Origin of the sequence: Cystobacter fuscus (assembly GCF_044360685.1) — a bacterium.
Lineage (GTDB): Bacteria > Myxococcota > Myxococcia > Myxococcales > Myxococcaceae > Cystobacter > Cystobacter fuscus_C.
The window spans coordinates 1,467,420-1,488,878 of sequence record NZ_CP043491.1 but is presented as its reverse complement, the minus strand read 5'-3'; the positions used below and the strand labels follow the sequence as shown (position 1 = coordinate 1,488,878).

At 66.5% G+C, this 21,459-nt stretch carries 18 protein-coding genes and 2 pseudogenes; 14 read left to right on the top strand and 6 right to left on the bottom strand.

Annotation, left to right across the window (positions count from 1 at the left end; translation table 11 throughout):
- Positions 1-6: 6 nt before the first annotated feature.
- Positions 7-621, bottom strand: coding sequence for a GNAT family N-acetyltransferase (locus tag F0U63_RS06235; RefSeq protein WP_395844688.1), 615 nt, complete (start codon positions 619-621; stop codon positions 7-9).
- Positions 622-788: 167 nt separating this feature from the next.
- Here F0U63_RS06235 and zwf point away from each other — a divergent pair, with 167 nt between their 5' ends.
- The 6 genes and pseudogenes from zwf to F0U63_RS06205 all read left to right on the top strand — a co-directional run.
- The gene (gene zwf, locus F0U63_RS06230; protein WP_395844686.1) at positions 789-2,330 is read left to right on the top strand and encodes a glucose-6-phosphate dehydrogenase; all 1,542 of its coding nucleotides are present in this window, start codon (positions 789-791) and stop codon (positions 2,328-2,330) included.
- Positions 2,330-2,977: pseudogene (gene pgl, locus F0U63_RS06225) on the top strand (6-phosphogluconolactonase); the annotation flags it as partial. The gene zwf and the pseudogene pgl, both read left to right, overlap by 1 nt.
- A 51-nt stretch (positions 2,978-3,028) precedes the next feature.
- Entirely contained in the window at positions 3,029-4,459 is a 1,431-nt protein-coding gene (gene gndA / locus F0U63_RS06220) for an NADP-dependent phosphogluconate dehydrogenase (protein WP_395848326.1), read from the top strand.
- A 257-nt stretch (positions 4,460-4,716) separates the two neighbouring features.
- The gene (locus tag F0U63_RS06215; RefSeq protein WP_395844684.1) at positions 4,717-5,505 is read left to right on the top strand and encodes a hypothetical protein; all 789 of its coding nucleotides are present in this window, start codon (positions 4,717-4,719) and stop codon (positions 5,503-5,505) included.
- Between the two features lie 2 nt (positions 5,506-5,507).
- Positions 5,508-6,089, top strand: coding sequence for a hypothetical protein (locus tag F0U63_RS06210; RefSeq protein ID WP_395844682.1), 582 nt, complete (start codon positions 5,508-5,510; stop codon positions 6,087-6,089).
- Positions 6,090-6,172: 83 nt separating this feature from the next.
- Positions 6,173-6,268 (top strand): annotated as a pseudogene (locus F0U63_RS06205) (hypothetical protein); the annotation flags it as partial.
- Positions 6,269-6,402: 134 nt separating this feature from the next.
- Here the strand turns inward: F0U63_RS06205 and F0U63_RS06200 are convergent.
- Complete coding sequence (locus tag F0U63_RS06200; protein WP_395844680.1) at positions 6,403-7,230, bottom strand: hypothetical protein; 828 nt, start codon at positions 7,228-7,230, stop codon at positions 6,403-6,405.
- A gap of 223 nt (positions 7,231-7,453) precedes the next feature.
- On the opposite strand from F0U63_RS06200, the gene F0U63_RS06195 reads away from it, so the two are divergent.
- Positions 7,454-7,798 carry a hypothetical protein gene (locus F0U63_RS06195; RefSeq protein WP_395844678.1) on the top strand — a complete coding sequence of 115 codons (345 nt, stop codon included), beginning with the start codon at positions 7,454-7,456 and terminating at the stop codon, positions 7,796-7,798.
- A gap of 184 nt (positions 7,799-7,982) precedes the next feature.
- A complete protein-coding gene (locus F0U63_RS06190; RefSeq protein ID WP_395844676.1) occupies positions 7,983-9,173 on the top strand; it encodes a hypothetical protein in 1,191 nt (396 codons plus the stop codon).
- Positions 9,174-9,242: 69 nt separating this feature from the next.
- Here the strand turns inward: F0U63_RS06190 and F0U63_RS06185 are convergent, their stop codons facing one another.
- Positions 9,243-10,292 carry an SDR family oxidoreductase gene (locus F0U63_RS06185; protein WP_395844674.1) on the bottom strand — a complete coding sequence of 350 codons (1,050 nt, stop codon included), beginning with the start codon at positions 10,290-10,292 and terminating at the stop codon, positions 9,243-9,245.
- Between the two features lie 123 nt (positions 10,293-10,415).
- On the opposite strand from F0U63_RS06185, the gene F0U63_RS06180 reads away from it, so the two are divergent.
- The 3 genes from F0U63_RS06180 to F0U63_RS06170 all read left to right on the top strand — a co-directional run bounded on the left by F0U63_RS06180 (position 10,416) and on the right by F0U63_RS06170 (position 14,703).
- The gene (locus F0U63_RS06180; protein ID WP_395844672.1) at positions 10,416-11,303 is read left to right on the top strand and encodes a LysR family transcriptional regulator; all 888 of its coding nucleotides are present in this window, start codon (positions 10,416-10,418) and stop codon (positions 11,301-11,303) included.
- A 437-nt stretch (positions 11,304-11,740) separates the two neighbouring features.
- Complete coding sequence (locus F0U63_RS06175; protein WP_395844670.1) at positions 11,741-13,747, top strand: M4 family metallopeptidase; 2,007 nt, start codon at positions 11,741-11,743, stop codon at positions 13,745-13,747.
- Between the two features lie 86 nt (positions 13,748-13,833).
- A complete protein-coding gene (locus tag F0U63_RS06170; protein WP_395844668.1) occupies positions 13,834-14,703 on the top strand; it encodes an alpha/beta fold hydrolase in 870 nt (289 codons plus the stop codon).
- Positions 14,704-14,714: 11 nt separating this feature from the next.
- Here F0U63_RS06170 and F0U63_RS06165 read toward each other — a convergent pair whose 3' ends face one another.
- On the bottom strand, positions 14,715-15,536 hold the full coding sequence (locus F0U63_RS06165; protein WP_395844666.1) for an MOSC domain-containing protein: 822 nt from the start codon (positions 15,534-15,536) through the stop codon (positions 14,715-14,717).
- A gap of 385 nt (positions 15,537-15,921) precedes the next feature.
- Between F0U63_RS06165 and F0U63_RS06160 the strand changes: the two genes are divergently transcribed.
- Positions 15,922-17,631 (top strand): PQQ-dependent sugar dehydrogenase, encoded by a 1,710-nt coding sequence (locus F0U63_RS06160; protein ID WP_395844664.1) that lies wholly within the window; start codon positions 15,922-15,924, stop codon positions 17,629-17,631.
- 117 nt (positions 17,632-17,748) lie between these two features.
- Here the strand turns inward: F0U63_RS06160 and F0U63_RS06155 are convergent, their stop codons facing one another.
- Positions 17,749-18,090 carry a ricin-type beta-trefoil lectin domain protein gene (locus F0U63_RS06155; RefSeq protein ID WP_395848325.1) on the bottom strand — a complete coding sequence of 114 codons (342 nt, stop codon included), beginning with the start codon at positions 18,088-18,090 and terminating at the stop codon, positions 17,749-17,751.
- A gap of 569 nt (positions 18,091-18,659) precedes the next feature.
- Between F0U63_RS06155 and F0U63_RS06150 the strand changes: the two genes are divergently transcribed.
- Complete coding sequence (locus F0U63_RS06150) at positions 18,660-20,585, top strand: ATP-binding protein (protein WP_395844662.1); 1,926 nt, start codon at positions 18,660-18,662, stop codon at positions 20,583-20,585.
- A 27-nt stretch (positions 20,586-20,612) separates the two neighbouring features.
- Here F0U63_RS06150 and F0U63_RS06145 read toward each other — a convergent pair whose 3' ends face one another.
- The gene (locus tag F0U63_RS06145) at positions 20,613-21,164 is read right to left on the bottom strand and encodes an HD domain-containing protein (protein WP_395848324.1); all 552 of its coding nucleotides are present in this window, start codon (positions 21,162-21,164) and stop codon (positions 20,613-20,615) included.
- A gap of 92 nt (positions 21,165-21,256) precedes the next feature.
- Here F0U63_RS06145 and F0U63_RS06140 point away from each other — a divergent pair, with 92 nt between their 5' ends.
- Complete coding sequence (locus F0U63_RS06140; protein ID WP_395844660.1) at positions 21,257-21,445, top strand: helix-turn-helix domain-containing protein; 189 nt, start codon at positions 21,257-21,259, stop codon at positions 21,443-21,445.
- Positions 21,446-21,459 lie beyond the last annotated feature (14 nt).

The window sequence follows — 21,459 nt, the reverse complement described above, 5'->3', positions numbered from 1 at the left end:
CACGCATCACCGGGTGGGGCGCCAGAAGAACGTGGTGCCCCCGACGCCCGCCACCGTGAGCCGCTGGAAGCCCAGGCGCTCGTAGAAACGCAGCGCCCGGGTGTTGTCGTTGCCCGTGCCCAGATGCAGGGAGGGGGCGCCGGCGGCGGCGGCGGCGGCGAGGAAGGTCTCCACGAGGCGCCGGCCGTACCCGGCCCCCTGCGCATGCGGGAGCAGGTCGACGTGCAGGTGCGCCGGGTGGGGGGCCAGCTCGGGAGAGAGCATCCGCTCGGGGTGGTGCAGCGTGGAGATGAGCCGCTCATCCGGGGTGCGTGCCGGCTCGACCGGAGGGGGATGGCGGCCGGCCACGAGGGGCAACCACCGGGCGCGCCAGGCCTTCACGAAGGACGGCGTGTCGGCGGTGCCGAGCACGTACCCGACCGCGCGTCCGCCCTCGTCGAGCACGAACGCGAGGTGCGGCTCGAGTTCCAGGTAGGGGCCGGCGTAGACATCGGGGAGCAGGTCGTCGCTCCGGTAGTGGCCCCGGGCGTCCTGACCGGACGCACCCGTGCGCACACAGATGTCATACACGGCCTCGCGATCCTTCGGGTGGTAGGGACGCACATACATGGGTGGGCTCATCCAGGGTGCTTCCACACGTCATCCGGCGAACGGTTGTCCCGGCCCCCATACCACAGTGGACATTCACATGCGGCTGGCGGTCAGCGCGCTCCCCGATATATGGCCGCCTTCACGGACGCACGAGCATAGCGCTCTATCACCCCTACATCCGGAATCCGGAGGGCGACATGGACGACAAGGGCCTGCACATCGAGACCCATCCCCGCGAAGGAGATCCCCTGCTGCGCGCGGGGAGACCCGACCCCTGCATCATCGTGCTCTTCGGCGCCACGGGAGACCTGGCCCAGCGCAAGCTCTTCCCCGCGCTCTTCGAACTGGCGCGCCAGGGCTCGCTGCCCGAGCAGTTCGCCGTCGTCGCCTTCAGCCGCTCCAAGCACAACGTGGAGAAGCTGCGCGCCCAGGTGAAGGAGGGCCTGCAGAAGTACGCCCGTACCCAGCCCCTGGACGAGGCCACCTGGGAGAAGCTCTCCTCCAAGCTGGAGATGATGTCGGGCGCCTACGATGACCCCGAGTCCTTCATCCGCCTGCGCGAGCACCTGGACGACACGGCCAAGCGCCTGGGCACGCAGGGCAATCAGCTCTACTACCTGGCCACGCCCGCCTCCACGTTCTCCACCATCCTCAATGGCCTGGCGCAGTCCGGGCTGCTCTACCGCGAGGACGCCGAGGTGAAGAAGCCCTGGCGCCGCATCATCGTGGAGAAGCCCTTCGGGCGGGACCTGGCGAGCGCCAAGGCCCTCAACCGCGAGCTGGCCTCGGTGCTGGAGGAGAGGCAGATCTTCCGCATCGACCACTACCTGGGCAAGGAGACGGTGCAGAACATCCTCGTCTTCCGCTTCGCCAACGCCATCTTCGAGCCCTTGTGGAACCGCCAGCACATCGACCACGTGGAGATCACCGCGGCGGAGAAGGTGGGCGTGGAGGGACGCGGCGGCTTCTACGACGAGACGGGAGTCATCCGCGACATGGTGCAGAACCACCTGTTGCAGGTGCTGGCCCTGTGCGCCATGGAGCCGCCCATCTCCTTCGGCGCGGAGGACATCCGCGACGAGAAGAACAAGGTGTTCCGCGCGCTGCGCTCCATCGAGGGCAGTGAAATCTCCCGCTCGGTGGTGCAGGGGCAGTACCAGGGCTACCTCGACGAGGAGGGCGTGTCCAAGGACTCCAAGGTGCCCACCTACGTGGCGCTCAAGGCCTATATCGACACGTGGCGCTGGCAGGGCGTGCCCTTCTACGTGCGCGCGGGCAAGAGCCTGAGCAAGCGCGTGACGCAGGTGTCCATCCACTTCAAGTCCGTGCCGCACTGCCTCTTCAACACGAGCGACACCTGCCAGCGGCTGCAGCCCAACGTGCTCACGCTGCGCATCCAGCCGCGCGAGGGCATCGCGCTGAGCTTCGAGTCCAAGGTGCCCGGCGAGGACATCAACATCGCGGGCGTCACCATGGACTTCGACTACGCCGAGAGCTTCGACAAGCCGGTGCCGGAGGCCTACGAGCGGCTGATGCTCGACTGCATGCGGGGCAACACCACCCTCTTCGCCCGCCAGGACAGCGTGGAGCAGGCGTGGGCCTGGGTCACCCCCATCATCGAGGCGCTGGAAGGGGGCAAGGGTGGTCCGATGCACACCTACGCGCCCGGCGGCGTGGGCCCGGATGCCGCGAAGGATCTGCTGTCGCGGGATGGCCGGCGCTGGATGGAGCTGAAGTGATGAGCGCCACGCCCCTGGTGGTGCGAAAGGACGAGCTGGGCCGGCGGGGCGCGGAGTGGATCTCCCGCGCCCTGCTCGAGGCGGTGGCGGGAGGCCAGCGCGCCAGCCTCGCCCTGTCGGGTGGAAGCACGACGGGGCAGGTGTACCGGGAGCTGGCGAAGCAGGACGTGCCCTGGGCGCTGGTGGACTTCTACTTCGTGGACGAGCGCTTCGTGCCGCCGGACAGCCCGGACAGCAACTACCTGCTGGCGAAGCAGACGCTGCTCGAGCCCCTGGGCATCCAGCCCCATCAGGTGTTCCGGATGCAGGGCGAGCGCGAGGATCGCGAGCAGGCGGCGCGCGACTACGAGAAGCTCCTGCCCGAGGTGCTGGACGTGGTGGTGCTGGGCATGGGCGAGGATGGCCACACGGCCTCGCTCTTCCCCGGGCACGCCGCGCTTGAGGAGAAGGAGCGGCGGGTGCTCGCGGTGGTGGGCCCCAAACCGCCCCCGTGGCGCATGACGCTGACGCTGCCCGTGCTCCAGTCCGCCCGGAAGGTGCTGGGGCTGGTGAGTGGCGCGGGCAAGCAGGACATCGTGCGGCGCTTCCGCGCGGGTGAGGACCTGCCGGCGGCGCGGGTGAAGCAGACGCAGTGGATGATGGACGAGGCCGCGGCGGGACAGACGTCCGAGCCCTCGGCGAACACCGGAGCCAAGAACATGAGCACGACGACACAGCCCCTCGCGCAGTTCGGCGTGGTGGGCATGGGGGTGATGGGACAGAGCCTCGCGCTCAACGTGGCGGACCGGGGCTTCCGCGTCGCCGTCTGGGACATCGAGCCCAAGCGCTTCGACGACCTGCGCCGCAAGGGCGCGCCGCCGAGCCTCCAGGGCCACGCGGCGCTGGAGGACTTCGTGGGCGCGCTGGAGCGGCCCCGCCGCATCCTGATGATGGTGACGGCCGGAGCGCCGGTGGACTCGGTGATGGAGCGCCTGGCGCCGCTGCTCGCGCCGGGGGACATCGTCCTGGACGGCGGCAACTCCTGGTTCCAGGACACCCGGCGGCGCGAGGCGGCGTGGAAGCAGAAGGGGCTGCACTTCCTCGGCGTGGGCGTGTCCGGCGGTGAGGAGGGCGCGCGCCATGGCCCCTCGCTCATGCCCGGCGGCCCGGCCGAGGCGTACGCGCTGGTGCGTCCGGTGCTCGAGGCCATCGCCGCCCGGAGCGAGGAGGGCGCGTGCGTCACGCACGTGGGCCCGGATGGCGCGGGCCACTTCGTGAAGATGGTGCACAACGGCATCGAGTACGCGGACATGCAGCTGCTCGCGGAGACGTATGACCTGCTGCGCCGCGGGCTCGGGCTGTCGGCGGACGCGCTCGCGGGGCTCTTCGAGCAGTGGAACCAGGGCATCGCCGAGTCCTTCCTCCTGGAGACGACGATCCGGGTGCTGCGCAAGAAGGACGCGGAGACGGGCAAGCCGCTGGTGGAGCAGGTGCTGGACAAGGCGGGCCAGAAGGGCACGGGCAAGTGGACGGTGCAGGTGGCGCTCGACCTGGGCGTGTCGGTGCCGTCCATCGCCGGAGCGCTCGACGCGCGCAACCTGTCGTCGCTGAAGGACGAGCGCGTGGCGGCGGGCCGGGTGCTGGCCGCGCCCCAGGGCGAGGCGCTCAGCGCGGAGGAGAAGGCGAACCTGGCGGCGTGGGCGCATGACGCGCTGTACGCGGCGCGGGTGGCGACGTACGCGCAGGGCCTGCGCCTCATCCAGGCGGCGAGCCAGGAGTACAAGTGGAACGTGTCGCTCGCGGAGATGGCGCGCATCTGGCGGGCCGGCTGCATCATCCGGGCGCGGCTGCTCACGCCCCTGCGCGAGGCCTTCGAGAAGACGCCGGACCTGAAGAACCTGATGGTGGCCGACGGGCTGGCGCCAGTGCTCGGGAAGATGGCGCCCGCGTGGCGGCGCACCGTGGGAGTGGCCACGCGGCTGGGCATCCCCGTGCCGGTGCTCGGCGCGAGCCTCGCCTACTTCGACAGCTACCGCAGCCCGGAGCTGCCGCAGAACCTCACCCAGGCCCAGCGTGACGCCTTCGGCGCCCACACCTACCAGCGCCGAGACAAGCCCGACGCCGGCTTCGTCCACTCCGACTGGAGCTGATGCTTCGCCGTGCCCCGGAGTCTCCTCTCGTGGGGAGTTCCGGGGCGGCTATCCACATGACGTTGCCCGCCACCACAAGCCGCGTCTCCTGCTACCAAGGGGGCGCGGTTTGCTTTTGGGGACCAGCTGGTGGCGATGCCAGCCAGACACCGCAGCAGACCCAGAATCGCCACCACCACCCATCGACGTTCATACCGTCGCGCCGCCGTGCCTCCTGGCCTGTGGTATCGTGGGTCTCATGAATGGGGGGAGCTCAAATGAAAGTGCGGCACTTTATCATCCTCGTCGGTGGTCCTGGTTTGTACGACGGAGATGATCCAGCTCACGACAAGGCCTGGTACAACTATATCGACCCGGTCATGGCTGCGGCCAAGTCCGGCCAGCTCTCCCGCTCAGATGAACAGGTCCATTGGTACGTCTACGGACCAGCTTACGAGCACCGGTGGGCCGACGACATAACGGAACCTTCCTTCATCGAGAAGTACATCCAGGATGGCGATCTCAATGTAACCAGATACGACCACACGCGAAAAGTCATCGCCGAGGGCGCGTCCGACTACCTCGACTACATAAAGAAGAAAGCAGCCAAGTACGCCAAGCCAGGCTCCAAGAAGATCAATGTCATCACCAACTGGTGGGGAGCTTCTTCACTTTTCGCAGCGGATAGGTTCTGGACTGCGTTGGGGTCATATCCAGATCAGAGTATCAGCCGGGTGTGGTTCCTCGGGCACGCAGCGGGCGACCTCTGGCTCTCGCTTCGACACGAGGGGGACGATGCGGTCAGTCCTGTTATGGGTGAGATCGTAGAACGAACAGGCATCTCGAAACATGGAGCACTCGTCAAGAAATTCGCGTTCGCCAATGCTCCCATCGTTGCCGATCAGACGCCTTCCAAATTCTATGGATGTAATACCATGGAATTTGCTAGACTCTGGTCTGAAACCTTCAAGGTGCGTGCCGAAGGGGCAAATGGGAAGGTGAACTTTAACAAGACCAGCCTCAAGGACATTGAGACCTCGGCACAATTTGGGTGGAAGAAGTTCTGACCATGAGTATGCACTTTGGCGCGCGAGACTCTTGCTTGAAGGCTTGTTGGGCAGGCCTTCTCCTCCTCTGCTCATGCTTTCGCCCCAACTCACAGATATTCGAGGATCTCTCACTCATTGAGGTCGCGCTGGAGTTTCCGGCTACCTCCCAGCAGGCAGCCCAGTGCTCGCGAGGGAATCCCCCCGAGTGCCAGAACTATGAGCGCGCCGTTCGTGCGAAGAAGGCACTCCTGAGCCAAGGCGCGGCGGCCCTGGACTCCTCGCTGGAGATCATCCAGCACGATTGCAAGGTGAGCCTACCGAGCCGCAGCTCTCCAGACAAGACCTGGCGCAGGTGTATTGGCGGATTGGCAGCACTGTATTTCTTTTCTTCGCGCGAGCAGGATGAGCAACTCTTCGCCTTCTTCGAGAAGGACCCTGTGCTTCTACGCCTTGTCGCAGCGGAACGGGACTTCGCCTGGTTCCACAACCGGTTCCATCAGGAGCGCTGGCAAAAGCTGTTCGACACATTGGCTTCATCGCAGATGAATCCGTTCGCCCCCACCACGCAGCAGATCCAGTATCGGATCGAACTGCTGCGGTAGTCCGCTCTCATTTTGAGATCGCCGTGCGCGTTGCTCTTGGGCACCGCGTCCACCGAGCATGAGCCAGGGCAGAAGGCTCAGAACATGTCACCCAGGCCCAGCGCGACGCCTTCGGCGCCCACACCTACCAGCGCCGCAACCAGCCTGACGCCGGCTTCATCCACTTCGACTGGAGCTGAGGCCCCACCCCGCCCCGGAATCTCCTCTCGTGGGAAGTTCCGGGGCACGGCTTGGCCCGTCGTCGGCGGCGGCTTGGAGTCCCGCCGCCTCCACTCCGCATCTCCCGGAAAGGTTCAGCTTCCGGAATGGACAATCACCTGCTCCGCGCCTTCTCCTGCGCTGCAATTCTCTCCTGCTCCCTCCTCCAGTCTTCCACGATGGAGATGGGGTGCAGCGAGCGGTAATCGATCTTCTTGTGATACAGCGCGAGATGGTGCCCGCCCGCGATCTGCACGAAGACCGACAGGGGCGGAACAGGGTGACTCTTCCACCAGACCGCTGCCTCCGCGAGGGTGTCGAACGAGGCCGCCGAGGCAGGCAACCCGCGTGACGTGACGGCCTCGATGAATCGTTCCAGTGCGTAATCGCGTCGGAGGGCACGCACGCCTCTCTCACGAGAATAGAAGACCTCCAGATATTCATTCCCCACCAGGATATACGCGCTGCTCGGCGGCTCGGGGAGGTTCCTCAACCAGGTTTCCGCCTCGTCGCGCGTCTCGAATCGGGCGATGACTGGAGGAGGATTGCGGTAGAAGGTCTTCAAGTAGTCGTGAAATTCCTCGCATTGGCCTGTTGATGCAATGAATTCGAGCTGAGCCCTGGCGACCTGGATGAGTTTCTTCTTCTTCGCGGCTCGCAGGGTGTCGCCAATTCGAGAGAGAGTCTGCCAGGCCCCGCTGGCCTCCTCGCCATTCTCGCCACGCCAGGAGGTTCTCACATCGACAGCATGCTCTGCCGAGGGGCATGCGAGATAGTCCTCGAAGCGATAGAGCTGGCCTGTTCGCCAGATGAAGAAGCCTGCCTCTCTCAGGAGAAGGTATGCCTTGGCGTCGCCGGGCGGCTGGAGCTTCTGCCACTGGTCGGCAACCCGTGCTTCCGATACAGAGAGCAGTTCGGAGATCGTTAGCGCCTTCAGGCTCAAGATGCCCTCGCGTCTTCAGGCTGACCACTTCCAAGGTGGGAAGGGTGATACTACTCCCCCCGGAAAGGTGTCAAAGGACTCGTTCCGCCCCCCACGAGTCGTCTGACACCTGGAAGTGGAACCGCACCCAGGCCCAGCGTGACGCTTGGAGCATGCACCGGCCGGTTCAGGGCCGTGGCCGAGCAGGGAGAGCTTCACCGAGCTGGGGAAGTTCTTGCCGGACATGGAAATCCGAGGCAACGGCATCGTGCTCGTGGACGATTGGATGGGCTTCTGGCATCGGCGCGACAAGTACGTGCTGGAAGCGAAGAAGGGCCAGTTCCGGGAGGTGGAGCAGGATCTCTACGGGGTGGGCCGGGAGGCCAAGGTCATGAAGTCCTTCCCCCTCCAGCGCAGCCTCACGGACAGCTCCGTCGTCGCCAACCTCGCTCCTGACACGGAGGTGCTCGTCATCGCCGCGGCCAGAGCCAGTAACTGGTACCTCATCAAGTCCTCTACCAGTCTCATGGGCTGGGCCCGCATCGATATCAGCGCGAAGCTGCTGGACGGCCTGCCCTGGATGGACTGAGTGTGGGAGAGCCACGTCATCGGGGCAGGCTCATTTTTCGGCCATGAGAAAATGAGACTTTCGCAGCGCCCCCATTCGTTTCATGTGTCGGCAATTGTGTTGACTACTCCACGTAATCCATGCGAACCAGGATATTCCCGCATGGCTGAAACATTTCGGCCACATTGCGAATAGGAGAAGTCACATGACGTACCGTCGAGCCGACGTTGCATCCTCCAATGCGTGGCGGTGGGGCGTGGTTCTGCTGACGGCGGTAGTGGGATGTGGCCGGGAGACACAAGCTTCGGCTCCCACGCAGGATCCCATACAAGCACTCGAGCAAGAGACGTTGCAGCTGCCGCCTCCCGCCGGGTGTACGGAGATCACCCTGGGCGAACTCCGCAATGGCATCGATCTGTCGCCCGTGACGTACGGACAACAGCCGACATATCGCGGAGAGTTCTCGAACCTCGGGGATCCCGCGCGCGCGGATCTCGCGCAGATCCGATTGGACGTGAACACCGCCCTCGGGCGTCATGACCTGGCCAACGGCGGCACCAACCTGTTCAAGTGCGAGCAATGCGTCTATGGCACCCAGGATGCCGGTGCGCCGACCGCGAAGACCTTCGTCGCCGAGTCGGGCATCTTCCTGCTCGCGAGCAAGGTCTCGCCCCAGCAGACCGTCGGCGCACTCGGCAATGTGCTCTTGCGCGAGTCGGTGGCCGCGCCGCCGCTCCGGGTGCCGTACCCCGGAACCGCGCCGGTGGCGGGCGGTGAGTGCCGTTGGATCCGGTTCGCGAAGTGGGACACGACCCGCCACGGCGGCTGCGATCCTCGCGAAGGATCGCCCACCACGACCCCACCGAACCACACCTGCGTCGCCGACGACAACGTGGGCAGCGACGGAACAATCGAGGAGTCACTGGGCACCAAGACGCAGGGCGAGGCGTGCACGTACACACCCGCGGCGAGCGAGGACCAGTTCGCCTCGACGGACTGCGCGCCCGGCTACGCCTGCTCCAGCGCCTACAACGACACGCGGCAGTGCCTTGCCACGTGCGACTTCATGGCGGCGGATCCAGGTTGTCCGAGCGGCACGGTATGCGGCGTCTATGGCCTGTGCATCGAGCAGTCGATCATGGAGCCCATCGGCTATCTCTTCGATCCGGCACGCATCGGCGAGACCTGTAGCGTCAACTGGGCCGAGTACTGCGGCGTCGAGGGTGCGCGGGGCGTTTGTGTCGACCTGACACGCTCGGGCCGTGGCACCTGCTACCGCTACGCACGTGCCCGCTCGGAATGCGGCGAGGGAGAAGAACTCGGCTATGTCTCCTACCCACTCGCCAACGGCGGGGTCGATAACACCTCCGGATGGTGCTACCCCGACGGACTCTGAGTCGAGTTCCCTGGCGCCCGCGTGGCGGCACAGCAACCTGTCCTCGCGGCCCAGGCCCTCCGACACAGTCTAGACAGACCCTACGAGTCGAGGCAGGCGTGCCCGGTCCACGTACCCGTTCGTGGTGAACCACTGCACGGTATCCGTGAAGGTCTCTTCGAGCGGCCGGAAGCGGAGGCCCAGCGTCCGCTCGGCCTTGGACGAATCGAAGGCCACGTTCGTCCGCTCGCGGCGCAGCGTGCGGAAGCTCTGCCAGCTCAACAGCACCGGACGCCCGGTGAGCCGTGCCCAGGCCTCGTTCATCAGCGCCAGCGTGCCCAGGAGCGCGTCCGGTACCTGGCGTTCAGGTGCCGGGAGTCCTGCCACCGACGAGAGCACCTCGAGCGCCTCGCCCACATGCAGGTCCCTGCCCGCCGCCAGGTATCGCTCGCCTCGCTGTCCCTTCTCGGCAGCGGCCACCAGCGCCGCGGCCACGTCCCGCGCGTCCACGTAGGAGAAGCGCGTGTTGATGACGCCGGGAAGCCGGCCGTGCAGGAAGTCCAGCACCAGCTGTCCCGCTACCGTGGGGCCCGCGTCGCCCGGCCCGTTCATGAAGCCCGGCAGCACCAGCGAGGCGTGCAGGTCCGGGTGGCGCTCCAGGGCGGCGTCCACCTCTCGGTCCGCGAGGATCTTCGAGCGGTAGTAGGCGTCCGGCTCGTGCTCCGCGTCACGTCTCATCGTCTCGTCGGTGAGGCGGTGGCCCTGTCGAGCCGCCAGCACGGCGACGGAACTCGTGTGCACCACTCGCCGCACGCCTTGTCCGTACGCCGCCTCCAGCAGCGCACGCGTGCCCTCCACGTTGATGCGCATCAGCCCCGCCTCGTGACTGCCTCCCTTGTAGCTGTCCCGGAAGTAGGCCGCGGTGTGGAAGAGCACGTCCGCGCCCCGCATCGCGGGCGCGAAGGATCCCACGTCCTCCAGGTCCCCTTCGACGAGCTCCACCGGCACGCCGGCCAGCAGCTTCCGGGCCCTTTCGGGTGATCGGACCAGCGCCTTCACCGTCACTCCGCGTGACGTGAGCAGGCGGACCAGGTTGCTTCCAAGCAGTCCGGTGCTGCCGGTAACGAATGCCGTCTTCATGGATGGGACCTCCGAGAATGCGGGTGCCCGGCGCGGGCTCCCTCGTTGACACCAGGGGTACCCCTCTGTTGCGCTACACGCCACACGGGCAAACGGGTGTTGCATCCATGCAAGGGCCACTGAATGAACTGGGATGACCTCCGCTACCTCCTCACCGTGGAGCGAGCCGGCTCGCTGTCCGCGGCGGCTCGCGCGCTGGGCGTCGTCACCTCCACCGTGGGCCGCCGGATGACGGCGCTGGAGCGGCGCCTGGGCACCCGGCTGCTCGCCCGCGTCCCCGAGGGCGTCCGGTTGACGCCCGAGGGCCGCGCGCTGGTTCGCACCGCCGCGTCCATCGAGTCGCAGCTCCACAGCGCCGAGCGCGGGCTGAAGCACGAAGAGGGGCAGCTCAAGGGCCCGGTGCGTCTGACCACCGGGGATGGATTCGTGGCGTTCCTCAATCCCTGGCTGGCGCGCTTCCGGGAGAGCCACCCGGGGGTGCGCGTGGAACTGTCCCTCGACACGAGGCTGGTGGACCTGGCGCGCCAGGAGGCGGACCTGGGCGTGCGCACCGTACGTCCCAAGGGAGACTCGTTGGTGGCGCGCAAGGTGGGCCAGCTGGCCTGGAGGCTCTATGCCAGCGCCCGCTACCTGGAGCGCGCCGCGCCCCTGCGCGCACCGGAAGATCTGGCGGGGCATGCGGTCGTGGGCTTCGACGCGGCGCTCTCGCGCATGCGGCAACTCCGCTGGTTGGAAGAGTGGGGAAGCGGGCGCTTCGTCTTTCGCAGCAACGCGGCCGTGGCCGTGGCGGGCGCGGTGGCCGCCCACCAGGGCATAGCGGTGTTGCCTTGTGCGCTGGCCAGTCTCTATCCGGAGCTGCGGCCCGTCCTCCCGGAGGTGGAGTTGCCCCTGGAGGACGTGTGGCTCGTGGCCTCGCGCGAGGCCCGGAAGGTGCCGCGGGTGCGCGCGTTGATGGGCTTTCTCGCCGGGCAGTTCGAGGAATCACGCTCCGTGATGCTGGGCGTGCGCTGAGCGGTGCAAGGGTATTCGCGAGCGGCCACCCCAGCGTGATTGGAAAAACAGGCATCTCCTCCAATCGCCGCCTTCTCAATTGCTTGAAAATCAATTCCCAGCAATTGTTGCGGTCCCGGCCGCCGCGGCCGGTTGCCCACTCGAACAGCCAGCCTTGAATGCATGATCAGGTGTCCAATCAGACCCCGAACGTCCGAACTCGAGACAGGGCGAGGGAGAGCGCGAAACCCGGCGTTTTCAATGAAATTCGAAGCGTGTGTGTAAAGTTTGTTTTCGCGTCACGCGCACGGAAGTACCACCTCCCGGCGTCAGTATGTCTTCGAGCGGAATGTGGCTCTCATTGGAGACGTGAGGATGGGAGGGGTCCGGCACGTATCCTGCTCAGCATCCAGCTCGAGCGCGGTGGCGCCTCGTCACCGCCGAGCTGGAGGTCCTACTTGACTCGTCATCGCATTCTCGCCGCACTTCTCGCCCTGCCGCTCGCGGCATGCACGGTGGAAGACGTGGAGACGACGCCGCCGGAGAACAACGGCGGCGTTGCCCTCCCCACCCCCTCAGACGTGAAGGCCGCGTTGAGTGCGATTCCAGGCGCCCGGGTGCTCGGCTCGCATGCCAACGGCCTGCCCTTCATGGTCCGGGGCGAGTTCGGTTCCACGGGGCAGCCACCCCGGGCACTGGCGGTGCGTGACGCCCCCCCACACCTGGGTGAGGCGCTCGGGCGCATCGCGCCCGTCTTCCGCTTGAACGCGGCGGACCTGGTGAGGGTGCGCAGCCGCATCGACGAGCGCGGCCATACCCACGTGCGCTATGCCCAGATGAAGAATGGGCTGCCCGTGGTGGGCCACGAGCTCGTCGTCCATGCGAACGAGTCCGGCCTCGTCTACGCCGTCAACGGCTCCGCCCGTGACGGGGAGCAGGTCTCCCCCGAGGCATCGCTCTCCGCGGAGGCGGCCACCCGGTTGGCCCTGAGCACCACCGGCGGCACGGGGCTCGCCACCGAGAGCACCCGGCTCGTCTACTACCGCCCCGAGGCGGAAGGTCCACTCGAGCTGGCCTACGAGGTGGTGGTGACGGGCAATGGGCCTGAGCTGCCCATCCGCGACCATGTCTTCCTGAGCGCGAGGAAGGGCGCCCTGCTTGGCCGCACCAGCGACATCCACACGGCGCTCGAGCGGGCGGTGTACTCGGCCAACAACAGCTCCAGCCTCCCGGGAACGCTCCTGCGCGGCGAGGGGGACCCGGCCACGGGTGACTCCCACGCCGACGAGAACTACGAACACCTGGGCACCACCTACGACTGCTACCAGGCGAATTTCGGCCGCGACTCGCTCGACAACCAGGGCATGCGGATCAAGAGCTCGGTCCACTTCAGAACGGGGAGTGCCCCCAGCAACAACGCCTACTGGAACCGCACCCAGATGGTGTACGGCGACGGCGATGGCGTGGAGTCGGGGCCGTTGGGCAAGTCGCGGGACATCACGGTGCACGAGCTGACCCACGCCGTGACGCAGTACGAGTCCGCGCTCCTCTACGTCAACGAATCCGGCGCGCTCAACGAGAGCCTCAGCGACATGTTCGCCGCCTACTGCGAGAGCTGGACGAAGGGCTGGTCCACGGACGCGCCCATCTGGCTGGTCGGCGACGACATCTGGACTCCGGCCACGCCGGGCGATGCGCTGCGCTACATGGCCAACCCCACGCAGGATGGCTCGTCGAGGGACTACTACCCCGAGCGCTACACGGGCACGGCCGACGCCGGGGGCGTGCATCGAAACTCGGGCATCCCCAACCTGGCCTTCAAGCTGCTGTCCACGGGCGGCACGCACCCGCGCGGCAAGACGACCCTCCTCGTGCCAGGGATTGGCGTGCAGAAGGCCGGCGCCATCTTCTACAAGGCCAACACGGACTACTTCACGGCCTCCACCACCTTCCTCCAGGCGAAGACCTACACCGCGCAGGCCGCGACGGACCTCGGCCATGACGCGGCGGCCGTGACGGCGGCCTGGGATGCGGTGGGCGTGGACGGCACGGCGCCGCCGCCCCCTCCTCCCTGCACGTCCATCATCGCCAACGGCGTGGAGGTCACCGGCATCTCCGTGGCCGCGGGGGAGTGGAGCTGCACCTACACGCTCAGCGTGCCCGAGGGGGCAAGCCACTTGAAGTTCGAGTCGAGCGGGGGCACGGGTGACGCGGACCTGTACGTGAAGTTCGGCTCCGCGCCCACCGCGTCGTCCTACGACTGCGGCTCGTACGGGGTGGACAGCAACGAGAGCTGTTCCATCACCCAGGCGAGCGCCGGCACGTACTACGTGAAGCTCCAGGCCTACACGGCCATCTCGGGCGTGAGCCTGAAGGGCTCGTACACCGAGGGCGGCTCCGGGGACGAGGACGTGCCAGCCCAGCGCGTGAAGGCGGCACCCACAGCGACCGCGAGTGAACTGTAAAAAGCGCGGCGTCACCTGCAACACCTGGATCGCGCCGGATAGCAAAAAAGGACTCCTCCTCGGTACCGTCTTGCGAAGCTGGGAGCATGGAACGCTTCGTCGAGGTCGCCGAGGGAGTCTCGCTCTGGGTCGAATCACGAGGTCCGGAGGAGGCACCCGCCGTTCTGCTCATCATGGGCTCCACCGTCTCGGGACGGGTGTGGCCCGACGAGCTCATCGAGCGCCTGGCCCGCGAGCACCGGGTCATCCGCTATGACCACCGGGATACGGGAGCCTCCACCTGGGCCTTCGACAGGGTCCCCTACTCCGCGGTCCGGATGGCCGAGGACGCGCTGGCCATCCTCGATGCACTCGGCATCGAACGCGCGCACGTCGTCGGCCTGTCGCTGGGAGGCCTCCTGGTGCAGTGGCTGCTGGTCGCGCATCCCGAGCGGCTGCTCAGCGCGACGGTCATCGGGGCGCCCGCCCTCGAAGGCGCTCCCACCCGCGCCAACGTGACGGCGCGAGCCCCCATCGACCCGGACCTGTACGCGTTCTGGAGCCACATGTTCGAGCCGCGTGAGCGCGAGGCACAGATTGAATGGCGAGTCGAAAACTGGCGCAGACTCAACGGCAAGAAGATTCCCTTCGACGCCGAGGAGTTCCGTGCACTCGAGCGGCGCATCATCGCCCACGCTGGCCGTCACGACACCTCGGATGCGCACGCGCGGGCCGACGCCTCCGGACTGGCGCGGGGGGCGGAGCTCGTTCACGTCACCGTGCCCACGCTCGTCATCACCACCCCGGAGGATCCCACCAATCCCGAGTCCAACTCGCGGTTCCTCGCGGAGACCCTGCCGCGCTCGACCCTGGTGACGATCGACGGGATGGGGCACGCGATTCCACGCGCCGTCGTGCCCCCGCTCGCGGCGGCGCTCCTGAAACACCTCGAGACCGTGGAGGGCCAGACCGGTTGACGCGAGAGGATTTACCGTGCCTGACCGCGCAACCCCACGGTCAGTACTCCTTCGGACAGAACTCGACCATAAACCCCAAAGATGGGGTTCTTTTGTTGTCTCTCTCTGCTGAGGGCAGCCACCGCGGCCAGCGGTTCACGGTCCGCCGTGGCATCTTTCGGACTGATATTGGGCATGATGCAGCGAATACAGTGACCTGAGAACTGGATCTCTGGAGCCCCCTCACTCCACCGCAAGCTGGAAAATCCCTCTTCAACAAAAGGTGCGAGCTCCGCATCGTCCACCACCAGATTGGGGCGGAAACGCTCGTATTCCACCGGAGCATGCCCCTGAGCCGCGAGCCGCTGGTTGAGTTGCCTGAATGAAGCCAGGGAAAGGACATGCAGGGGCATCAGGGCTTTGCGGGTCAGGCCATCTTGTCCGAGTCGAACCAGACGCAGAGGCTGGCCCAGCACGGCTGTCAGCCATTCGCTGGCTTCATCTCCAGCATCCTGACCGGAGAATGTTTCATTGACCTTTTCGTCATCATTCCAGATCTCCACCTGACAGGGCTTTCCTGGCAGCTGACCAGGGACCGTCAGAGCACTGAACCCCGAGGCCTGAAGCACCATGGAGCCACCTTCGAGCCTGGGTTGAACCAGTGCCATCCGGTGAAGTTCACCCATCCAGACCTGATGGTTCTCACGGTTGATGATGACCCACTCCCGGTCTCCAGCCAGACCGGACTGAGGGAAGACCCGAGCAGACGAGACCTGAATCCCCGCACAGGATTTGATGGGGTAGATCCACAGGCCGACCAGTTGAAGGGCAGAGGAGAAGGTCGCTTCGGTCATGGGCATCCTTACTGGGCCGAGACGTACGCTAACACACCCAGCAGAGGCGCGTTTACGACACCTATACCCACACCGACCACCGCGATCAGTTCTGTTTCGGACGCCACACACGCACGCACCTTCCAGATGAGTGGCAAACCCAGGAAGCGCGAGTCCTCCAGCCCGTTTGAGGGTGTGATTCATTCTTGAGAATCGAGAGGCCAATCCTCTCGGAACATGCGCAATTATGTTCCTCGTGAATTCGTGAATTCATTGCCACCCTCGCCCCTCAATCATGGTATTACGGCCGACATCCCAATTCGGCGCTTTCGCCCGTTTTGGGAAAGGAAACCGCGTTGTCTCAACCGTGGTTTCCTGCGACTCAACCTAAACATGGAGTTCCATCATGCGTCGCGTGCCACACTCGCTCCTGCTGCTGGCCGGCCTCACCGCCACCCCGTGCGCCTTCGCGCAGAGCACGCCGGTCAACCTCGCGCTGAACCGGCCGATCAGCGCCAGCGGCACCGAGAACCCCGATGCGCTCAAGGCGGCCAACGCCAACGATGGCCGCCTGGACACCCGCTGGGGCTCGGAGTTCGTCAACCCCTCGTGGATCACCGTCGACCTCGGCAGTGCGCAGTCGATCGGCCGCGTTGTGCTGCGCTGGGAGAACGCGCACGCCACCGTCTACACCATCCAAGTGTCCAACGACGGGACCAACTGGACCACCGTGTACACGAACGCCAACGGCCAGGGCGGCACGGAAGACATCTCGTTCAATGCCGTCTCGGCGCGCTACGTCAGCATGCACGGCACGCAGAAGAACACCCAGTACGGCTACTCGCTGTTCGAGTTCGAGGTCTACGCCCCCGGCAGCGGCGGTGACCCGACCGATCCGGGCGGCGATCCGGATCCGCAGCAGCCGGCGCCGGGCACGGCACCCACCGTGTCGTACAACGCGCGCATCACCGGCAACCAGACGGAACCCGCGGCGCCGTTCAACATCACCGACGTGGCAACGTTCAACAACCCGTGGGGCCTGGACTTCCTGCCCGACGGCCGTGTGGTGGTCACCGAGAAGAGTGACCGCATGTACATCGTGACGTCCGCGGGCGCGAAGACGTCCATCGGCGGCCTGCCGGTCTCGGTGGGCGCCAACGGTGGTGGCGGCCAGAGCGGCCTCCACGACGTGGCGACCTCGCCGACCTTCGCCCAGGACCGCAAGCTGTGGTTCAGCTACGTGGCCAAGGGCGCGGACAACAACAACCACCTCACGCTGGCGTCCGCGCGCCTCGACGAGAGCGCCGGTACCGCGACCCTCGCCAACCTCCAGGTCGTCTGGCAGGAGCCGTCGAGCTATTCGATCCGCGGCCAGCCGGGCGCGCGCATCGCGTTCGCGCCGAATGGCCAGCAGGTCTTCCTCGCCGTCGGCGACGGCGACATCCCGGCCGCCAATGGCGACCGCGGTCACGTCGCGCAGCAGACGGACAGCGCGCTGGGCAAGATCATCCGCCTGAACCTCGACGGCAGCACCCCCAGCGACAACCCCGAGGCGTCTTTGGGCGGCGTGCGCGGGCAGGTGTGGGCCAAGGGCTTCCGCAATCCCTACGGCCTGGCGTTCGACAGCGGCGGCAACCTGTGGCTCAATGAGATGGGCCCCGCCTCCGGCGACGAGTTCAACTTCATCACCAAGGGCGCCAACTATGGCTGGCCGCTGGTGAGCAACGGCAACCACTACAACGGCGATGCCTACATGCCGGGCCAGCCGTATCCGCGCCACGACACCGCGCCGCAGTTCACGCCGCCGGCGGCGTACTGGGGCTGGTTCTCCACCACCAACTCCATGTCGCCCTCCGGGCTGGCGTTCTACAACGGCAACCTCTTCCCGCAGTGGAAGGGCTCCGCGCTGCTCGGCTCCACCTCGTCCATCGCGCTGTACCGCGTGGTGATCGACCCGGCGACCAACAACGTCACGGGCGTCGAGCGCTACGGCCGCGCCGCGAACGGCGTGTACACCGGTGCGGTGCGCGCGCTGAAGGTGTCGCCGCTCGACGGCAGCATCTGGTACGTCAAGGGCGGCAGCGACGGCGCGCTGCGCAAGCTGACCCCTAAGTAGTCATCGTCACGATGGGACCGGGATGCACCCGGTCCCATCGGCAGGTCGAATGGGCACCACCTCGCCACGCTCGTAGCCGGGGTCCCGTATGTCTCAGGAGCCCCTGGCCGCGAGATGTTAGCGGTAGTCCCACTTCTGGTTGGAAATGCCCAGGCAGTCCCAGAGATGCAGCTTGGCGCCGCTGTCCGGGTTGATGTCCTTGATGTCCACGCACTTGTTGGCCAGCTGGCTGACCAGCTCACCCGCGCTGTTCAGCGTGAAGTTCTGGGCGGCGGTGCCGTTGCAGGTCCACAGTTGGATGGGCGTGCCATTGGCCGTCGCCGCCCCGGACACGTCCAGGCACTTGCCACCGATCCGCACGGTGTTGCCCACGAAGGTCCACTGCTGGGCATTGGTGAGATTGCACTGCCACATCTGGACCTGGGCGCCCTCGAAGAAGTTCGCGTCGGGTACGTCGATGCACTTGCCGTTGAAGCGCGAGACGAACGCCCAGCTGCCGCCGCCCGTCCGCAGCGTGAGGCCGTAGGTACTCAGGATGGGGTTGATGGGCTGGTAGTACGTCTTGGGGCTGCTGGAGGAAGTGCAACTGCCGGAGATGCCAGACGTGACCCCCTGGGCCTGATTGCCGGAGAGGACCGAGCCACCCGAGTCACTCTGCCTCTCACGCCGGGAATGAGCCAGATCACAACCACCTCGAGCCGCGCTTCGTCCAGGGCGGCAAGCTCCAGGTGAACGTCGCCGCGGGGGACCACCAGCGGCCCTTCAGGAGTTGCCCGTCTCCGGCCCCTGGGCCGGGATGAGGGCGGCCTGCCAGGCTGCCAGTTCACGCGTGGGCCTCCCTCGCGGGAAACCCAGCGCCGAGGGCGCACGCCGCCCTGCCTGCCCGGCTGCTGAACACACTCCAGGTCCCAGCGGGGCCGTGCACCCCTCGCCTGGTCGGCGTTCTATTTGGGGAAGAGCCCGCCCCCCGCGCACAATCATCCCGGATCCCGTCGCGAGCCCCCCCTCTCGACTGTTTCCCCACAACCATGGCGAACCATCCCACCATCGAGATGTCTCCGTTCGTCCCCTCGCCTCCCGAGCCTTCTCGACAGGCCTCCATGCCCCACGGGCGCCGCCCCTGGCTCATGGCACGACTGGACTCCCTGCTCTCGGAGTCCCTGCGGAATGCCACGCCCACGGACCTCATCCGTCACCGACTGATGGTCGGGGCCGCCTGCATCCTCCTGCTGTTCAACTCCCTGTTCCTGCTGTGGTCCATCATCCAGGGCAGTCTCCCACTCGGGGTCATGGCCACCGTCGCCGGCCTGGGCTACCTGGTGACGCTTCTGCTGGCACACAGGACCACCACGTCCACCCCACCCGCCATGCTCCTGTTGGTGACCATCAGCATCGGGCTGGTGGGCTCCAGCTTCGTGGACAAGAATCCTATCGGTGGCGCGCATGCCATCAACATGATGCTGCCCGCCCTCGCGGTGTACCTGGTGGGGCCACGCATGGGGCTGTCCATCACCCTCTTGTTGTTCGCGGCCCTGGGCCTGGCCCATCCGCTCTACCGAGCGGATATCGGCATCGACACCAGCGCCATCACCCTCGAGTTCATCTGGTTCATCCACCTCTTCGCGGGCATCTCCTTCGTGGGGGCCTGGGGCCTGGGCTCACTGCACAGCACCGCGCGCGAGGCGGCGCAGACCTCGCTCGAGCGGACGCTCAAGGAGCTGCGGGAGAGCGAGAGCAGACTCAACAGCGTCATCGAGAGCACCGACGATCTCGTGCTCTCGCTGGACCGGGAGGGACGCCTGCTCACCGTGAACTCGGGCGCCAGGCGCGTCTACCTGCAGCGCGCTGGCATCGTGCTCGAGCCGGGACAACTGCTCTTCCATCATGACAAACCAGAGGAGCGCAAGGCCTGGGAGGCACGCCTCGCCCAGGTGCTCCAAGGCCAGCGCCTGCGCCTGGAGCAGACGTATGTGGAGGGGGGTCCCCGCCTCGTCCTGGACATCAGCATGAATCCCATTACCGCCGGGGACGGCCGGGTGGTGGGGGTAACCCTCTTCAGCCGCGACGTCACCGCCCGCCGGGAAGCCGAGACCCAGCTGGGAGAGATGCACCGCACCCTGGTGGACGTCTCGCGGCAGGCGGGCATGGCCGAGGTCGCCACGGGCGTGCTCCACAACGTGGGCAACACCCTCAACAGCGTCAACATCTCCACCAACCTCGTCACCGACCGGCTCCGCCAATCACGCGTCTCGGGCCTGGCCAGGGCCACCCAGCTGATGCGTGAGCACACCACGGACATGGCCTCATTCCTCACCGCGGATCCCCAGGGCCAGAAGCTGCCGGCCTATCTCATCGCCGTGTCCGGCCAGCTCCAGGAAGAGCGGGATGCCCTGATCCAGGAGATGCGCTCGCTGGCAGAGAGTGTCGAGCACATCAAATCCATCGTCAGCATGCAGCAGAAGCACGCGAGGGCCGCGGGGGCCGTGGAGCAGGTGGTGGTGCCGCGGCTCATCGACGAGGCGCTGCGCCTGCACGCCGTCTCCTTCGAGCGCCTGGGCATCCGCATCGAGCGCGACTACGCCAAGGTGCCTCCCGTCTACGTCGACCGGCACAAGCTGCTGCAGATCCTCATCAACCTGCTGAGCAACGCGAGGCAAGCGCTGGTGGACAGCGTGACCCAGGACAAGCGGCTGGAAATCCACGTGAGGCGAGCACCCGAGGAAGGCCCTCTGCTCATCGTGGTGGTGGACAATGGGGTTGGCATCGCGCCGGAGAACCTGGCGCGGATGTTCACCCAGGGCTTCACCACCAAGAAAACGGGACACGGCTTCGGCCTGCACATCAGCGCCCTGGCCGCCGCCGAGATGAATGGACGGCTGACCTGCTCCAGCCCTGGCCCCGGGCAGGGCGCCACCTTCACGCTCGAGCTGCCGATCAGCGCTGGGGAGCAGTAACGAGGCGATCGTCGGCTGCGAGTCAGGCTACCCTCGCCAGGCCGATTCCCGAATGACACGGCAGAAGTTGCCGCGGACGAACCGCGGCTCCTTGTCCGCGATCACGTCCGCCTTGACGTTGCCAAAGGTGGTCCGCGGCTTGTGCTTGATGCCCTCGTAGAACGCCTGAAGGATGTCTTCCTTGAAGTGCTCGGTCCGGGGATGGGCGGCGACCACCGCCTCGCGCTCGTCGTCGGGGTACTCGGCGTAGGTCAGGCCCAGCACGTCCATCTCGACGCCAGCGGTGACCAGCGCGACCACCGGATGCATGTGCTCCGGAATACCCGGCGTCGTGTGAAGCGCGATCGCGGTCCACACCACGTCGAGGTCGGACGGAGAGATCCCTCGGCTCTTCAGGAAATCGCGAGCGGCATTGGCGCCGTCCACCTCGAAGCGCTTGTCCGGGCTGGAGTACCGAGGGGTCAGGCCCATGTCGTGGAACATCGCGCCCGCGTACAGAAGCTCTGGATCGAACTTCAAGCCCCGCCGCACACCCGCCAACGCACCGAAATGGTAGACGCGGCTCGAGTGGTGGAACAGCAGCGGCGACTCGGTGTCTCGGACAAGCTCGGTGATGTCTCGGACGAGCTGGGTGTCGGGAATGCGGACGCTTTCACGACCCGGCCGAGTGGGTGGAACAGGTCCGAATCGCCACCGCCCGGACGATGCTGGAGTCCGGGCAGTGGGCTCCCAAGGAGGTGGCGGGGAAATGCGGCTTCCACGACGTCGACACGCTCCGGCGCGCGTTCCTACGGCGAGTGGGTATCTCACCGTCGGAGTACCGCAAGCACTATGCGGGCACCGCGCGCCAGGCGCCGTGAGCCATGGCATGGCG

Coding starts and splice junctions, on each gene's coding strand:
- F0U63_RS06170 (WP_395844668.1), top strand. CDS start 13,834: ATGGAACGCTTCGTCGAGGTCGCCGAGGGAGTCTCGCTCTGGGTCGAA.
- F0U63_RS06180 (WP_395844672.1), top strand. CDS start 10,416: ATGAACTGGGATGACCTCCGCTACCTCCTCACCGTGGAGCGAGCCGGC.
- zwf (WP_395844686.1), top strand. CDS start 789: ATGGACGACAAGGGCCTGCACATCGAGACCCATCCCCGCGAAGGAGAT.
- F0U63_RS06215 (WP_395844684.1), top strand. CDS start 4,717: ATGAAAGTGCGGCACTTTATCATCCTCGTCGGTGGTCCTGGTTTGTAC.
- F0U63_RS06190 (WP_395844676.1), top strand. CDS start 7,983: ATGACGTACCGTCGAGCCGACGTTGCATCCTCCAATGCGTGGCGGTGG.
- F0U63_RS06160 (WP_395844664.1), top strand. CDS start 15,922: ATGCGTCGCGTGCCACACTCGCTCCTGCTGCTGGCCGGCCTCACCGCC.
- F0U63_RS06210 (WP_395844682.1), top strand. CDS start 5,508: ATGAGTATGCACTTTGGCGCGCGAGACTCTTGCTTGAAGGCTTGTTGG.
- F0U63_RS06185 (WP_395844674.1), bottom strand. CDS start 10,292: ATGAAGACGGCATTCGTTACCGGCAGCACCGGACTGCTTGGAAGCAAC.
- F0U63_RS06235 (WP_395844688.1), bottom strand. CDS start 621: ATGAGCCCACCCATGTATGTGCGTCCCTACCACCCGAAGGATCGCGAG.
- F0U63_RS06165 (WP_395844666.1), bottom strand. CDS start 15,536: ATGACCGAAGCGACCTTCTCCTCTGCCCTTCAACTGGTCGGCCTGTGG.
- F0U63_RS06150 (WP_395844662.1), top strand. CDS start 18,660: ATGGCGAACCATCCCACCATCGAGATGTCTCCGTTCGTCCCCTCGCCT.
- F0U63_RS06195 (WP_395844678.1), top strand. CDS start 7,454: ATGGAAATCCGAGGCAACGGCATCGTGCTCGTGGACGATTGGATGGGC.
- gndA (WP_395848326.1), top strand. CDS start 3,029: ATGAGCACGACGACACAGCCCCTCGCGCAGTTCGGCGTGGTGGGCATG.